Raw genomic sequence first — 14253 nt, 5'->3', positions numbered from 1 at the left:
GGGGGAAGCGGCGCCCGCTTGCCCTCCGATCATGGCCAAGACCGACCACGTATGCGTGGAGTGCGGCTACCGGACCCCTAAACCCCTGGGGCGCTGCCCGGGGTGCGGGGCCTGGGGGAGCTTCCGGCAGGCCGCCCCCGAGCCCCCGCGGAAGGAGGGAAAGGAGCGCCCTTGGGCGGCCGCGGGCCTCCTCCGCCTCTCCCAGGTGGACGAGGGGGAGGAGCGCCGCTTCTCCTCGGGCTTGGCCGAGGTGGACCGGGTCCTGGGGGGAGGGTTTGTCCCCGGGGAGGTGGTCCTCCTGGGCGGGGAGCCTGGGGTGGGCAAGAGCACCCTCCTCCTGGAGATGGCCCGGCGCATGCCCCAGCGGGTCTACTACGTGGCCGGGGAGGAGTCCCCGGCCCAGATCAAGCTGCGGGCGAGGCGGCTTAGGGTAGCGGAGCTTCTCCTCGTGCGGGAGACCCGCCTGGAGGCCCTCCTCGCCCTCCTGGAGCAGGACCCCCCCGAGGCCCTCTTCGTGGACTCCGTCCAGACCCTCGAGGCCGGCGGCGCCCCGGGAAGCCTGGTGGCGGTCAGGGAGGCCACGGCCGCCCTGGTCCGCTTCGCCAAGGAAAGCGGGGCGGCGGTGGTGCTGGTGGGCCATGTGACCAAGGAGGGGGTGGTGGCCGGGCCCAAAAGCGTGGAGCACGCGGTGGACGCCACCCTTTACCTGGAGACCGCCGGAGTCTACCGGGTCCTGAGGAGCGCCAAGAACCGCTTCGGCCCGGTGGGGGAGCTCGGGGTCTTCCGCATGGAGGAGGAGGGCCTTCTGGAGGTGGGAAACCCCTCGGAGGCCTTCCTCCAGGAAAGGCCCCAGGGGGTGCCGGGGAGCGCCGTGGCCCTGGCCCTGGCCGGGGAGAGGGCCCTGGCCCTGGAGGTCCAGGCCCTGGCCGCCCGGACCCCCTTCCCCGCCCCCAGGCGGGTGGTCCAGGGACTGGACGGGAGGCGGGTGGACATGGTCCTGGCGGTGCTGGAAAGGCGGCTTGGCCTTCCCCTCGCCAGCCTGGACGTCTACGTGAACCTGGCGGGGGGGCTTAGGGTCCTGGACCCCGGGCTGGACCTGGCCGTGGCCTTGGCGGTGTACTCTGCGGTGGTGGGGCGTCCCTTGCCCGAGGGGCTTGCGGTAGTGGGGGAGGTGGGCCTTCTGGGGGAGGTCCGGAGCGTGACGGGACTGGAGCGGCGGCTCAAGGAGGGGGAGCGGGCGGGGTTCTGTAGCTTCCTGCACCCCGGGAACACCCGGAGCCTGAAAGAAGCGGTGGAGCGGCACCTGGGATGAGCCCGCGCCTCTTCCTCTACCTCCTCTTCGCCCTCCTGGGGTACCAGCTGGCGGTGACCCTGGAGCGAAGCGGGCTCCTCCCCCAGTCCGCGAGCCTCCTCTCCCTGAACCGCTTCTACCTAGGGGTGGCGGGCTTCCTCACCGGGGTCCTCCTGGCGCCCAGGGTGGAAACCTTGCTGGAAAAGCGCCTCCGCCGCCTGCGGGAGCTCCCCCCCGAGGTGGCCGTGTCCCTCACCCTGGGGGCCACCCTGGGCCTTCTCCTCACCGTCTTGCTCACCACCCTCCTCTCCCAGGTGCCGGGCTTCTCCCCCTACCACAGCCTCCTCCTGGCCTTCTTTCTGGTGGGGCTCTTCTCCTACCTGGCCCTGGGCTACAAGGACTACCTGCGCCCGGCCCGGAGGGCGGCCAAGGAGGGGGGAAAGGTGCTGGACACCAGCGTCCTGGTGGACGGGAGGCTGGCGGAGGTGGCGGCCACAGGCTTCCTGGAAGGCCCCCTCTTCGTGCCCCACTTCGTCCTCAAAGAGCTCCAGCACTTCGCCGACAGCCCAGACCCCCTTAGGCGGGCCAAGGGGAGGCGGGGCCTCGAGGCCCTGGAAAGGCTCAAGGAGTACCTCCCCCTGGAGGTTCTGGAAGAGGCCCCCAAGGGGGACAGCGTGGACGAAAGGCTTCTCTTCCTGGCCCGGGACCTGGGGGCGGCCCTCGTCACCAACGACCTGGCCCTCCTGCAGATGGCCCGCATCTACGGGGTGAAGGCCCTCTCGGTCCAGGCCCTGGCCCAGGCCCTGAGGCCCCAGCTCCAGGTGGGGGACACCTTGAAGCTCCTCATCTTCAAGGAGGGCAAGGAGCCCCACCAGGGGGTGGGCTACCTGGAGGACGGCTCCATGGTGGTGGTGGACGGGGGGATCCGCTACCGGGGCCAGGAGGTGGAGGTGGTCATCACCCAGGCCATCCAGACCCAGGTGGGCCGCCTCTTCTTCGCCCGTCCCGCTGGCGAAACCTAGGCGCCCGCCGGGGATTCCCCTGCCCGAGGCCCCGGAGGGTATAATGCCCCTGGCCTTGGCCGGCCGAGGAGGTGGAGCTTGAACCTGCACGAGTACCAAGCCAAGGAGATCCTGGCCCGCTACGGGGTGCCGGTGCCGCCCGGCAGGGTGGCCTACACCCCTGAGGAGGCCAAGCGGATCGCCGAGGAGTTCGGCAAGCGGGTGGTCATCAAGGCCCAGGTGCACGTGGGGGGGAGAGGCAAGGCCGGGGGGGTGAAGCTCGCCGACACCCCGGAGGAGGCCTACGAGAAGGCGAAGGCCATCCTGGGCATGAACCTCAAGGGCCTCACCGTGAAGAAGGTCCTGGTGGCCGAGGCGGTGGACATCGCCAAGGAGTACTACGCCGGCCTCATCCTGGACCGCGCCAAGAAGCGGGTGGTCCTCATGCTCTCCAAGGAAGGGGGCGTGGACATTGAGGAGGTGGCCGCCCAGAACCCTGAGGCCATCCACAAGTTCTGGATTGACCCCCACAAGGGCCTGAGGGCCTTTGAGGCCCGGGAGATGGTGCGGCAAGCAGGCCTCGAGGGCAACCTGAACCGGCTCGCCCAGGTCCTCGTGGGCCTCTTCCGGGCCTACGAGGGGGTGGACGCCTCCATCGCCGAGATCAACCCCCTGGTGGTGACCACGGAGGGCGGGATCGTGGCGGCCGACGCGAAGATCGTCCTGGACGACAACGCCCTCTTCCGCCACCCCGAGTTGGCGGAGCTCCGGGAGGTGGAGGCCGAGCACCCCTTGGAGGTGGAGGCCAGCAACTACGGCTTCGCCTACGTGAAGCTTTCCGGCAACATCGGGATCATCGGCAACGGGGCGGGGCTGGTCATGTACACCCTGGACCTGGTGAACCGGGTAGGGGGCAAGCCCGCCAACTTCCTGGACATCGGCGGCGGGGCCAAGGCCGAGGTGGTCTACAACGCGCTGAAGGTGGTCCTTAAGGACCCCGAGGTCAAAGGGGTCTTCATCAACATCTTCGGCGGCATCACCCGGGCCGACGAGGTGGCCAAGGGGGTGATCCGGGCCCTGGAGGAAGGGCTCCTCACCAAGCCCGTGGTCATGCGGGTGGCGGGCACCGCCGAGGAGGAGGCCAAGCGGCTTTTGGAGGGGAAGCCCATCTACATGTACCCCACGTCCCTCGAGGCGGCCAGGGCCATCGTGGCCATGGTGGGAGGTGCGGCGTGATCCTGGTGAACCGCGAAACCCGCGTCCTGGTCCAGGGCATCACCGGTCGGGAGGGGCAGTTTCACACCCAGCAGATGCTTTCCTACGGCACCCAGATCGTCGCGGGGGTCACCCCGGGCAAGGGGGGCGCCGAGGTCTTAGGGGTCCCCGTCTACGACACGGTAAAGGAGGCGGTGGCCCGCCACAAGGTGGACGCCTCCATCATCTTCGTTCCCGCCCCCATGGCGGCGGACGCCGCGCTAGAGGCGGCCCACGCTGGCATTCCCCTCGTCGTCCTGATCACCGAGGGCATCCCCACCCTGGACATGGTGCGGGCGGTGGAGGAGATCCGGGCCTTAGGGGTCCGCCTCATCGGCGGCAACTGCCCCGGGATCATCAGCGCCGAGGAGACCAAAATCGGCATCATGCCCGGCCACGTCTTCAAGCGGGGGAAGGTGGGCCTCATCAGCCGCTCCGGTACCCTCACCTACGAGGCGGCGGCCGCCCTGTCCCAGGCGGGGCTTGGCACCACCACCACCGTGGGCATCGGGGGCGACCCCGTGATCGGCACCACCTTCAAGGACCTCCTTCCCCTCTTCAACGAGGACCCCGAGACCGAGGCCGTGGTCCTGATCGGGGAGATCGGGGGCTCGGACGAGGAGGAGGCCGCGGAATGGGTGAAGGCGCACATGAAGAAGCCCGTGGTGGGCTTCATCGGGGGGCGCTCCGCCCCCAAAGGGAAGCGCATGGGCCACGCCGGGGCCATCATCATGGGCAACGTGGGCACCCCGGAGTCCAAGCTTAAGGCCTTCGCCGAGGCGGGCATCCCCGTGGCCGACACCATTGACGAGATCGTGGAGCTGGTGAAGAAGGCCCTAGGTTAAACCGGCTTTCCAGGCCCCCCATGCGGGCTTGCGCCCGCATGGGTTGCTATCACACCCGGCCCGTCTCCTCGGCCATGGCCCTGAGCCTCTCCCCGTGCTTTGGGGTGAGCTCTCCCGGAAGAAGCCGCCAAGCCCAGTTGCCGTAGGGCCTTCCCGGATAGTTCATCCGGGCCTCGCTGCCCAGGGCTAAGACGTCCTGCACCGGGTACACGGCAAGCCGGGCCACAGACTTCATCCCCAGGCCCATCAGGGCCCAGGGCACCTCTTCCTCTTTCCGGAAGGAAAGCCCCCAGTCCGCAAGATAGCGCTCCAGAAAGGCCTTCTCGTGGGGTGTAGCCGTGCGGTACCAGCCCAGGGTGGTGTCGTTGTCGTGGGTGCCGGTGTAGACCACCACCTGGCCGTGGGGGGGGTAGTTGTGGGGGAGAAAGGGGTTTTCCAGGCCGTCGTCAAAGGCAAACTGGAGCACCTTCATCCCGGGAAGCCCGAAGCGGTCCCGCAGGGCCTCCACCTCGGGGGTGATGACCCCCAGGTCCTCGGCCAGGATGGGCACCCGGCCAAAGACCTCCTGGATCCTGTGGAAAAGCCGCTCCCCCGGGGCCTTGACCCAGCGGCCTTCCACCGCCGTGGGGCAGGAAGCGGGGATCTCCCAGTAGGCCTCAAAGCCCCGGAAGTGGTCCACGCGCACCAGGTGGAAGAGCTCCAGGGCCTTCCGCAGGCGGTCCACCCAGAAGGCAAAGCCCTCCCTCTCCAGGACGTCCCAGCGGTAAAGGGGGTTGCCCCAGCGCTGGCCCGTCTCGGAGAAGTAGTCGGGAGGGACGCCCGCCACCACGGTGGGCCGCCCCTCCCCGTCCAGGTGGAACCACTCCGGGTGGGCCCAGACCTCCGCCGAGTCCTCGGCCACGAAGATGGGCATGTCCCCGATGATCTGAACCCCCAGGGCCTCCGCCGCCTCCTTCAGGGCCGCCCACTGGCGGAAAAAGAGCCATTGGGTGAAGGCGTGGAAGGCCATCTCCTCCGCCAGGGCCTGCACCGCCTCCTTTAACGCCTTCTCCTCCCGGAGGCGCAGGGGCAAAGGCCACCGGTTCCAGGGAAGCCCCCCGTGGTGCGCCTTCAAGGCCATGAAGAGGGCGTAGTCCTCAAGCCACCAGGCCTCCTTCTCCCGGAAGGAGGCGAAGTCCTCCTTCTCTTCCCGGGAAGCCCTCTCCAGAAACCCCTGGAAGGCCTCCCGCAGGGCAGGCCACTTCCAGGCGTAGAGCAGGCCATAGTCCACCCGGGCCCCGGGAAAGCCGGGGTCGGTCAGGCGCACGTAGCCCGCCTCCTCGAGGGGCCTCAGGTCCACGAGGTAGGGGTTTCCCGCGAAGGCGCTGAAGGACTGGTAGGGGGAGTCGCCATAGCCCGTGGGGCCCAGGGGGAGGACCTGCCAGTACCGCCCGCCCGCCTCCTTGAGGAAGCGCAGGAAGTCCCAAGCCTCCCGGCCCAGGACGCCCACGCCGTAGGGACCGGGGAGGCTCGTGGGGTGGAGGAGGAGGCCGAAGGCGCGGGGAAGCTCCATGCCCTAGAGTATACCCCCGGGCGTGGAAGGGCTTCCGCAGGCCTAGCCCAGCTTGTTCCCCTGCTCGTCGTAGGCGTAGAAGCCCCGGCCCGTCTTGCGGCCCAAGAGCCCCGCCTGCACCATGCGGCGCAGGAGGGGGGAGGGGCGGTACTTGTCGTCCCCGAAGCCCCGGTGGAGGACCTCCATGATGGCGAGGCAGGTGTCCAGGCCGATGAAGTCGGCGAGCTCCAGGGGCCCCATGGGGTGGTTCATCCCCAGGCGCATGACGCCGTCTATGGCCTCCTTGCTGGCCACCCCTTCCCGCAGGGCCTCTATGGCCTCGTTGATCATGGGCATGAGGAGGCGGTTGGACACGAAGCCGGGGTAGTCCTGGACCTCCAGGGGGATCTTGCCCATGCGCTTGGCCACCTCCACCACGGTGTCCCGGGTGGCCCCGGAGGTGAGCTCCCCCCGGATCACCTCCACCAGGGGCATGAGAGGCACGGGGTTGAAGAAGTGCATGCCGATGAAGCGCTCGGGCCGCCCGGAGTAGCGGGCCAGGGCGGTGATGGGGATGGAGCTGGTGTTAGAGGCCAGGACGGCCTCGGGCTTGGCCAAGGCCCCCACCCTCTCCCAGAGGCCCTTCTTCACCTCCTCGTCCTCCACCACGGCCTCCACGATGAGGTCGGCCTCCGCCAGGTCCTCCAGAAGGAGGCCGGTGCGGAGGCGCCCCAGGGCCTCGTCGTGGGCCTCCCGGGTGATCCGTCCCTTCTCCAGGAACTTTCCCAGGGAGCGCCTTATGGCGGCGAGGCCCCGCGCCAGGGCCTCCTGAGAGACGTCCACCAGGACCACATCGTAGCCCGCCTGGGCCGCCACCTGGGCGATGCCGCTTCCCATCTGTCCTGCGCCCACCACGCCGATGGTCTTGACCTCCATAGGCCACCTCGCGGCCTATTCTACGCCCCGGAGGTTCACGAGGAGCACCCCGAGGAGGGCGAGGCCCCCGCCCAGGAGGGAGAGGAGGGAGGGCACCTCCCCCAGCCAAAGGTAGGCGATGAGGAGGGCCAGGAGGGGCGAGAGGTAGAGGAAGGAGGAGAGCCTCGAGGCCTTGGTGCGGGCGAGGGCGTAGGTCCAGGTGAGGTAGGCCAGGGCCCCGGGGAAGACCCCGAGGTAGAGGGCGGCCAGGAGGGCGGGCCTCGGGGCTTCCAGGAGGGCTTGGGGAAGCCCGGGGAGGAAGACGAGAAGGGGCAGGGTGCCGAAAAGAAGCGTGTAAACGGTCATCTCCTCGCTTCCGTAGCGGGCAAAGAGGGGCTTTTGCAGGACGAAGTAAAAGGAGGTGGAGAGGGCCGAGAGGAGGATGAGGAGGGCCCCAGGGCTCAGGGAAAACCCCCCGCCCTCCCCAAAGGCGATGAGCAAGGAGCCCACCAGGGCGAGGGCAAAGCCCAGGGCCCCCAGGGGCCTGAGGCGCTCCTTGAGGAAGAGGCTGGAAAGGAGGGCGGTGAAAACCGGCCCCGTGGCGATGAGGAGGCTCGCCGCCCCCGCGCTCACGGAAAGCTCCCCGTAGACCAGGGCCGTGTGGTATACGGTGATGCCCAAAACGCCGAGGAGGAAAAGCCGCGGCAGGTCCTCCCGCCTTGGGGGGCGGACCCCCCGGAAGCGGGCGTAAAGGAGGAGGACCCCCCCGGCCACCAGGAAGCGGAGGAGGACGAGATGCCCCGGGGAAAGCCCCTTTAGCCCGGCCCGGATGGCGGCAAAGGCGCTGGCCCAAAAGAGGATGGTGACCAGGGCCGCGGCGAGCGCCCTAGGCTCCATGGGGCAAGACCAGGTAGTAGAGGCCCCGCTCCAGGAAGCCCCTTTCCAGGAGGGCGTTCACCTCCTCCGCGGAGACGCGGAGCACCCGGGCCTTCACCTCCTCCAGGGAGAGGTAGCGCCCGGTGTAGAGGTACTCCATCCCCAGGTGGAAAAGCCGCTGCATAGGGGTTTCCCCGGCGAAGACCAGGCCGGTGGCGAGGGGGGTCTTGGCCCTCGCCACCTCCTCCTCCCGGACCCCCTCCCGACGCAGGCGGGTCAGCTCCGCCTCCAGGACCGAGGCCACCGCCTCCTTGTGGGCGGGGTCGGCCTGGACGTAGGCGTGGAAGAAGCCCGCCCGGTCCGCCTCCTCGAGGCCGAAGGAAGCGGTCTCGGCGAGGCCTTGGTCCACCAGGGCGAAGTGGAGCCGGCCCGACCCCTCCTCCCCCAGGAGGTGGGCGAGGACGTGGCCGGCGAAGCGGGCCTCCTCCTGGTAGGCGATCCCCGGGAAGAGGGCCACCAGGTAGAGGGCGCGGGCCTTCTCGTAGGGGCGCTCCTCCAGGCCCACGGCGGAGTCCAGGGGAGGGTAGTCCCTCCCTGCCTCCCCCGCCCTCAGCCCCTCGGTGAGGCGCTCCGCCTCCTCCAGGAGGCGGTCAAAGTCCACCCGACCCGTGGCCGCCAGGACCATGTTCCCCGCAAGGTAGCGCCGCGCGTGGTAGGCGGCCATCTGCTCCCGGGTGAGGGCTCGGATGCTTTCCTCCGTGCCCAGGACGCTCTGGCCCAAGGGGTGGCCTCGGAAGAAGCGGCTCCGCGCCCACTCGTAGGCCATAAAGCCCGGGCGGTCCTGGTAGCGGGCGATCTCCTCCAGGATCACCCCCTTCTCCGTGGCGAAGTCCTCCTCCCGCAGGGCGGGGCGCAGGAGCTTGGAGAAGAGCTCAAGCAGGGGAAAGGCGAACTCGGGGAGGACCGCCCCGTAGTAGACCGTGGCCTCCTCGGAGGTGAAGGCGTTGTACTGGGCCCCCAGGCGGTCAAAGGCCAGGTTCACGGAAAAGGCGTCCATCCCCTCGGGCCCCTTGAAGACCATGTGCTCCAGGAAGTGGCTCACCCCGCTTTCCTCCTTCGCCTCGTCCCGGGCCCCGGTCCTCACGAAGTAGCCCAGGGCCACGCTCCGGGCCTCGGGGAGGACCTCGGCGATGACCCGGAGGCCGTTATTCAAGACCGCTTCCCTAAACATCCTCTACCTCCCCCAAAAGTCCAAGCCAAGGGTCCCGGTAGGGGTGCGCCCTCAAGAAGGCGTTCACCGCCTCCAGGGAGGTGCCCTGGATGGCCGCCTCTATCTCCGAGAGGGGACGCACCCGGCCCAGCATGTAGAGGTCCCGGGCCATGGAGGCCGCCCGGCTCCTCACGGACTCGTCCCCCATGACCAGGCCCGTCCTCAGGCCCACCCGGGCCCGGGAAAGCTCCTCCTCGGTCACGCCTTCGGAAAGCCTCTCCATCTCGGCGAGCATCACCCTCAGGGTCTCCCGGGCCCGCTCCTTGGTGGTGCCCGCGTAGGCCATGAGGAGGCCCTGGCCCTTGACCCCGGCGGGAAAGGCGCTCACGGCATAGACCAGGCCCCGCTTCTCCCGGACCTCGGTGAAGAGGCGGCTACTCATCCCCCCCGAGAGGACCTCGAGGGCGAGGCGCGCCGCGTAGAACCCAGGGTCCTCGGGGCCCACGTCGGGGTAGGCCAGCCCGATCTGCACCTGGGCGGTGGGGCGCCTCAGGAGGAAGCGCTGGGGGGAGGCGAGCCTGGGGAGGGGGCGGAGGAGCTCCTCCCCTTGCCACAAGGCCAGGGGCTCCAAGGCCCGAAGGAGGCGTTCCCAGGAGACGCCCCCGGCCACGGCCAGGATGGCCCCCTTGGGGGTGTAGCGCCTGGCATAGTCCTCCCTGAGGGCCCTAGGGGTGGCCCGCTTGAGGTCCTCCTCCCGCCCCAAGGGGTCGCGGCCGTGGGGGGAAAGGAACACCCTCCTCCTGAGCTCGGCGAGGAGCTTCCTCGCGGGCTGGTCCTCCTGGGAGAGGAGGGCCTGGAGGGCCACGGAGCGCACCGCCTCAAACCCCTCCTCGGGGAGCCTGGGCCTCGTGAGGAGGAGGGCGTAGAGGCGGAAGACCTCCTCTAAGACCTCGGGGAGAAAGCTTGCGGCGAAGGCGGTGTGCTCCAGGCCCGCCCCGCTCGTCCGCCGCACCCCTAGGGCGTCCAGGGCCTGGGCCAGGGCCCTCGCGTCCAGGTCCCCGGCCCCCTTCCAGATCCAGCCCTCCAAGAGGGCGCTCGCCCCCTCCAGCCCCTCGGGGTCGTTCACCGCCCCGGCGGGGACCAGGAGCTGAAAGGCGACCCCGGGGAAGTCCCGCTCCTCCAGGGCCACCAAAAGGCCATTCGGCAGTCGCTCCACGCGGCTCACAGGCCTAAGGGTATCATGGGGGGCGTGAGGGAAGGGGAACTTCGGGAAAGGCTCCGGCGGCCCATCCTCCGGGAGCTCCAGGACGGGGCCAGGGACCGGGTGGTGGTGGGGGGCCTCGAGGGGCTGGTGCAAAACCTCGCCCGTCCCTTCCCCAAGCTTTTAGAACTCTTCCGGGGCTACGGGGAACGGCCTCCGGAAGAAAGGAAGCGCATCCTGGAGGAAGCCCTCCGCCTCCTCGAGGGCCAAGCGGTCCCCGCCCAAGCCACCCCGACCCGGCTTTCCCCCTCGGACCCGGCCCACCTCCTCGTCCCCCCCCAGAGCCGCAAAAAGCTCGCGGAGCTCGGGCTTCATACGGTGGGGGACGTGCTCCAGCACTACCCCCGCCGCTACGAGGACCGGAGGGCCCTCCCCGGGGTGCGCTACCTGGAGGACGGGCAGAAGGCTACCCTGGCCGTAAAGGTCCTCTCCAAGGAGCTGGTGAAGACCCCCAAAAAGGGGATGCAGCTCGTCCAGGTCAAGGCCCAGGACGCCTGGGGATGGCGGGTCACCCTGGTCTGGTTCAACCAGCCCTGGGTCCTCTCCCAGGTGGAGGAGGGGGCCACCCTCATCGTCACAGGCCGGGTCCAGCGGCGGGGCGGGGTCCAGCTTTTCGTGGAGCACTTTGAGGACGAGGGCACCGAGTCCCTCTCCACGGGGCGCATCGTCCCCATCTACCCCGCCAAGGAGGGCATAAGCCAGGCCTTCCTGCGCCGCACCGTCCATCGGGCCCTGGAAGGGGCCCTTCCCCTGCCGGACCCCCTCGAGGCCTACCGCGAGGGGCTGGGCCTCATCCCCTATGCCGAGGCCCTGAAGGGCATCCACTTCCCAGAGGACGAGGAAGCCCTGAAGCGAGCCCTTCTCCGCCTCAGGTTTGACGAGTACCTCCTCCTGGAGGTCAAAGCCCTCCTGGACGCAGGGGGGCTGGTCCTGGGCCGGAGCTTCCGGGTGGAGGCGGCCTGGGTGGAGGCCTTCCAAAAGGCCCTTCCCTTCCCCCTCACCAGGGCCCAGGAACGGGTCATGGGGGAGATCGCCCGGGACATGCAAAGCCCCCGCCAGATGGCCCGCCTCCTCCAGGGGGACGTGGGCTCGGGGAAGACGGTGGTGGCGGCCTTCGCCCTGTACCTCGCCGCCAAGAACGGGGCCCAGGGCGCCCTCATGGCCCCCACGGAGATCCTCGCCCGGCAGCACTACCAGAACCTCACCCGCTACCTCTTCCCCCTGGGGGTGAGGGTGGAGCTCCTCCTGGGCTCCATGAGCCCCCGGGAAAAGGAGGCCGCCCTCGCCCGCCTCCTTTCGGGGGAGGCCCAGGTGGCCGTGGGCACCCATGCCCTCATCCAGGAGGGGGTGGGGTTCCAAGACCTGGGCCTCGCCGTGGTGGACGAGGAGCACCGCTTCGGGGTCCTGCAGCGCCGCGCCCTCCTCAAGATGGCCCAGACCCCCCCAGACGTCCTGGTCATGTCCGCCACCCCCATCCCCCGCTCCCTGGCCTTAACCCTTTACGGAGACCTCGAGGTGAGCGTCCTGGACGAGATGCCCCCAGGCCGCACCCCCGTGAGGACCAAGGTCCTCCCCCACCGCCTCCGCCTCCAGGCCTATGCCTTCGCCCGAGAGGAGGTTAGGAAGGGGCACCAGGTCTTTGTGGTAGCCCCGGCCATTGAGGGATCGGAGGAGCTGGACCTACGAGCGGCCACCGCCCTCTACCAGGAGCTTAAGGGCCTCCTCCCCGAGGCCCGCACAGGGCTCCTCCACGGCAGGATGCCCCCCCGGGAAAAGGAGGAGGTGATGGAGGCCTTCCGCCAAGGCGCCCTGGACCTCCTCGTCTCCACCACGGTGGTGGAGGTAGGGGTGGACATCCCCCGGGCCACGCTCATCATCGTGGAAAACGCCGAGCGCTTCGGCTTAGCCCAGCTCCACCAGCTCCGGGGCCGGGTAGGGCGGGGGGGGCTTCCGGGCTACGCCATCTTCCTTGCGGGGGAGGCCAGCCAAAAGACCCTGAAGCGGCTCAAGGTGCTGGAGGAGTCCACCGATGGCTTCTACATCGCCGAGATGGACCTGAAGCTTAGGGGCCCCGGGGAGCTCAGGGGCACCCGGCAGTCGGGCTACCCCGAGCTCCGGCTCGGCGACCTGTCCGAGGACGCCGAGGTCATTGAGCGGGCCCGGGCCCTGGCCAAGGCCATCGTGGAGAAGGACCCCACCCTGGACCTCCCGGAGCACCGGGCCCTTAAGGAGGCGCTGAGGGCCCAGGCGGAGCGGGTGGGCTTCCGGGAAGTCATCTGATGCAAGTCCTCCCCCACCCCCACATCCCCACCCTTTTCTCCGAAGGGGGGGCGCTTCGGGCCAGGGCGCTCCAGGCCTATTTGCTCTCCCTCGCCCCTGCCTACGCCCCCTACGCTCCCCTGCCCGTGGTGCGCCTCTTCGTCCTCTCCGAGAGGGACTGGCGGGCCTGGCTCCCCTACCCCTACGGCCTGCCCTTCCAGCACACAGGGCCGGAAGGCCTCGCCCTCTACGCCCCCCTTACCTACCCGGAGAGGCTCCTCCACCGCCTGCGGGAAGTCCTCCTCCCCCTGGGGCCTCCCCCGGGGGAGATCCCCGCCTTTTTGGACCTCAACCTGGGCCACGAATACGCCCACGCCCTACAGGTGGCGTGGCGCCTGCGCACGGGAGCGCGGTGGCTGGACGAGTTTCTGGCCAACTACCTCTTCCTCCTCGGTCTGGAGAGGGAAAGGGCGGATTTGGCCGGCCTCCTCCTCACCTGGAGCCGCTACCTCTCCCGCCTGGACCCGGGAAAGCGGAGCCTCTCGGCCTACGAAAGGCGGCGGGGCAACCTCGGGAGCGCCCTTTGGTTCCAGGCCCACTTCACCCTGAAGGCGGCCGAACTCCTGGCCCAAGACGGCGACCGCCTTCTGCGAAGGCTCCTCGAGGCCGCCCCCCTGGACCGCAGGAAGGGCCACCGCCTCCTCGTGGAGCTTTACCCCGACCTCCGGACCTGGTTCGCCGCCTTCGGCCTCAGGGCCGCACCCGGGGGGGCACCTTCCCCTCGGCCAGAGCCTTGAGCCAGTCCAGGAAGCTCACCTCCCCCACCTTCAAGGTGTAAAGCTCGGGGCGGGGGAGGATGCAGTGTTGGCTCCCCGGGGCCAGGTAGAAGGTGTAGTTCGGCGCCTGGGCCGGGGTGAGGACGGCCTCCTGGGCCAGGGCGGCCCACTCCCGGGCCGTGGCCTCCGAGGGGCTCCTCTCCCCCTTCATGAGGCCGTAGAAGAAGATCTGGGTCCCGTCCAAGACCGTGGTGTACTGGGCCAGGACCGCCTTGGGGTAGGCCTTGGCCAGGGCCAGGTAGATCTCCGACACCCTCGGCCGATCGGAAAGCCCCGGAAGCTCGGGCAGCCTCGGGTTCCAGCGGGCGTAGCCGGGGAAGTCGGCCGTGGTCACCCCCACCCCCGCATCCCCACACACCGCGATCTGGGCGTTTCGGTAGGTGGCGAGCACCCGGTCGGCCCAGAAAAGGGCCCCGTAGGCCCCGGCGCTACAGCCGGTGACGAAAACCCGCTCGGGGGCCGGGTAGTTCTTGTAGAGGTAGTCCAAGGCCGCCTGGGCGTTCCGGGCGCCCTGGTGGAAAACCCGGAAGCCCCCATAGTCCACACTGGCCCGGCCCACATGGAGGTCCCCCGTGCAGTAGGGCACGAAGACGTGGGTCCAGCCGAAGAAGGGGTTGGCCACGCTCATCCGGTTATAGATGCCCTGGGCCAGGTAGAGCTCCTGGACGTCCACCCGCTTGCGGTAGGTCCGGCTCTCCGGGCCGCAGGTGGCCGCGTCCCAGCAGGCCCCGCCCCCCTGGAAGTCCAGGACCACCCTCTTCGGGTCACCGGGGCTCACGTAGAAGCGGTAGGGGGAGCCATCGGCGCAGACGCCCCCGGGCACCTCCACCGCCTTCCAGAAGGCCTCGAGGCCCTGGGCCAGGGCCAGGGTCAACAGGAACACCAGGGAAATAAGCCGCTTCATCTTTTCCCCTCCGAGCCCCATTCTAGAGAAGAACTTGCACTTGGTCAAGAAAAGCCGCAAAACGCCCCTT

The 14253-nt window shown here is 69.5% G+C and carries 12 protein-coding genes; 6 read left to right on the top strand and 6 right to left on the bottom strand.

All coding sequences use genetic code 11. From position 1 onward, the window contains the following. Window positions 1–31: 31 nt before the first annotated feature. From radA to sucD, 4 genes are all read left to right on the top strand, one after another. Window positions 32–1312, top strand: coding sequence for a DNA repair protein RadA (radA, locus tag H531_RS0103335; protein WP_022797946.1), 1281 nt, complete (start codon window positions 32–34; stop codon window positions 1310–1312). Then, window positions 1309–2313: a PIN/TRAM domain-containing protein gene (locus H531_RS0103330; protein ID WP_022797945.1), complete on the top strand. Its 1005-nt coding sequence runs from the start codon at window positions 1309–1311 to the stop codon at window positions 2311–2313. The genes radA and H531_RS0103330 overlap by 4 nt, the downstream gene beginning before the upstream one ends. A 78-nt stretch (window positions 2314–2391) precedes the next feature. Continuing rightward, the gene (gene sucC, locus H531_RS0103325) at window positions 2392–3528 is read left to right on the top strand and encodes an ADP-forming succinate--CoA ligase subunit beta (protein ID WP_022797944.1); all 1137 of its coding nucleotides are present in this window, start codon (window positions 2392–2394) and stop codon (window positions 3526–3528) included. After that, window positions 3525–4391 (top strand): succinate--CoA ligase subunit alpha, encoded by an 867-nt coding sequence (sucD, locus tag H531_RS0103320; RefSeq protein WP_022797943.1) that lies wholly within the window; start codon window positions 3525–3527, stop codon window positions 4389–4391. Before sucC ends, sucD begins: the two co-directional genes overlap by 4 nt. Window positions 4392–4440: 49 nt before the next feature. Here sucD and malQ read toward each other — a convergent pair whose 3' ends face one another. The 5 genes from malQ to H531_RS0103295 are packed head-to-tail and all read right to left on the bottom strand — an operon-like array spanning window position 4441 to window position 10148. After that, a complete protein-coding gene (gene malQ / locus H531_RS0103315; protein WP_022797942.1) occupies window positions 4441–5943 on the bottom strand; it encodes a 4-alpha-glucanotransferase in 1503 nt (500 codons plus the stop codon). A 42-nt stretch (window positions 5944–5985) separates the two neighbouring features. Continuing rightward, a complete protein-coding gene (locus H531_RS0103310; RefSeq protein ID WP_022797941.1) occupies window positions 5986–6858 on the bottom strand; it encodes a 3-hydroxybutyryl-CoA dehydrogenase in 873 nt (290 codons plus the stop codon). A gap of 15 nt (window positions 6859–6873) precedes the next feature. Beyond that, window positions 6874–7734, bottom strand: a complete 861-nt coding sequence (locus tag H531_RS0103305; RefSeq protein ID WP_022797940.1) for a DMT family transporter — start codon at window positions 7732–7734, stop codon at window positions 6874–6876. After that, window positions 7724–8944 carry a M16 family metallopeptidase gene (locus tag H531_RS0103300; protein ID WP_022797939.1) on the bottom strand — a complete coding sequence of 407 codons (1221 nt, stop codon included), beginning with the start codon at window positions 8942–8944 and terminating at the stop codon, window positions 7724–7726. Before H531_RS0103300 ends, H531_RS0103305 begins: the two co-directional genes overlap by 11 nt. Further along, entirely contained in the window at window positions 8937–10148 is a 1212-nt protein-coding gene (locus H531_RS0103295; RefSeq protein ID WP_022797938.1) for a M16 family metallopeptidase, read from the bottom strand. The genes H531_RS0103300 and H531_RS0103295 overlap by 8 nt, the downstream gene beginning before the upstream one ends. A 15-nt stretch (window positions 10149–10163) precedes the next feature. On the opposite strand from H531_RS0103295, the gene recG reads away from it, so the two are divergent. Together recG and H531_RS0103285 are read left to right on the top strand one after the other, a co-directional pair. Beyond that, window positions 10164–12464 (top strand): ATP-dependent DNA helicase RecG, encoded by a 2301-nt coding sequence (gene recG / locus H531_RS0103290; protein WP_028490618.1) that lies wholly within the window; start codon window positions 10164–10166, stop codon window positions 12462–12464. Beyond that, window positions 12464–13240 (top strand): hypothetical protein, encoded by a 777-nt coding sequence (locus H531_RS0103285; RefSeq protein WP_022797936.1) that lies wholly within the window; start codon window positions 12464–12466, stop codon window positions 13238–13240. Before recG ends, H531_RS0103285 begins: the two co-directional genes overlap by 1 nt. Here H531_RS0103285 and H531_RS0103280 read toward each other — a convergent pair. Beyond that, window positions 13194–14183 (bottom strand): pectin acetylesterase-family hydrolase, encoded by a 990-nt coding sequence (locus tag H531_RS0103280; protein ID WP_022797935.1) that lies wholly within the window; start codon window positions 14181–14183, stop codon window positions 13194–13196. The two genes, H531_RS0103285 and H531_RS0103280, sit on opposite strands and share 47 nt — an antisense overlap. Between the last annotated feature and the right edge of the window lie 70 nt (window positions 14184–14253).

Source organism: Thermus islandicus DSM 21543 (assembly GCF_000421625.1).
GTDB lineage: Bacteria > Deinococcota > Deinococci > Deinococcales > Thermaceae > Thermus > Thermus islandicus.
This window is presented reverse-complemented; position numbering and strand designations above follow the sequence as displayed.